Below are 801 nucleotides of genomic sequence, written 5' to 3' on the forward strand. Positions count from 1 at the left end.
GCCATGAACTGTCCGATGCCGAGTGGGAGTTCGTCGGACCGCTGCTGCCGGTGTCACTGCGGGGTCGGAAGCGGGTGGACGACCGCAAGGTGCTCAACGGGATCGTGTGGAAGTTCCGCACAGGGACGGCCTGGCGGGACGTGCCCGAGCGGTACGGCCCGTGGGCCACGCTGCACACTCGTTTTCGCCGGTGGGCGCTGGACGGCACCTTCGAGCGCATGCTCCGGGTCGCCCAGGCGCACACCGACGCGGCTGGGGACATCGAGTGGCTGGTGTCGGTCGACTCCACTGTCGTCCGCGCCCACCAGCACGCCGCCGGGGCCCGAAAAGGGGGGCCCGCTGTCCCGGCCTCGGACGCTCCCGAGGTGGCCTGACCAGCAAGATCCACCTGGCCTGCGACGGTGTCGGCCGCCCTCTCACCTTCACGCTCACGGGCGGCAACACCAACGACTGCACCCAGTTCACCGCCGTGATGGAGGCGATCCGGGTACCCCGCCTCGGTCCGGGACGGCCCCGCACAAGGCCCGCCCACGTCCTGGGCGACAAGGGCTACAGCTCCCGGGCCATCCGCACCTGGCTGAGGCGGCGGGGCATCACTCACACCATCCCCGAGCGGGCCGACCAGGTCCGCAACCGGCTCCGACGGGGCAGTCGAGGCGGGCGCCCGCTGGCCTTCGACAAGCAGCTCTACAAGCAGCGCAACGTGGTGGAACGGTGCTTCAACCGCCTGAAGCAATGGCGCGGCATCGCTACCCGCTACGACAAGACCGCCGAGTCCTACCAGGCAGCCGTCACCCTCGC

Annotated in this window: 1 pseudogene; it reads left to right on the forward strand. The window is 70.5% G+C overall.

Annotated features, from left to right (window positions below):
• Positions 1-8 precede the first annotated feature (8 nt).
• A pseudogene (locus AQJ67_RS47425) lies at positions 9-801 on the forward strand (IS5 family transposase); the annotation flags it as partial.

This window comes from Streptomyces caeruleatus, from assembly GCF_001514235.1.
In the GTDB taxonomy this organism is placed as follows: Bacteria; Actinomycetota; Actinomycetes; order Streptomycetales; family Streptomycetaceae; genus Streptomyces; species Streptomyces caeruleatus.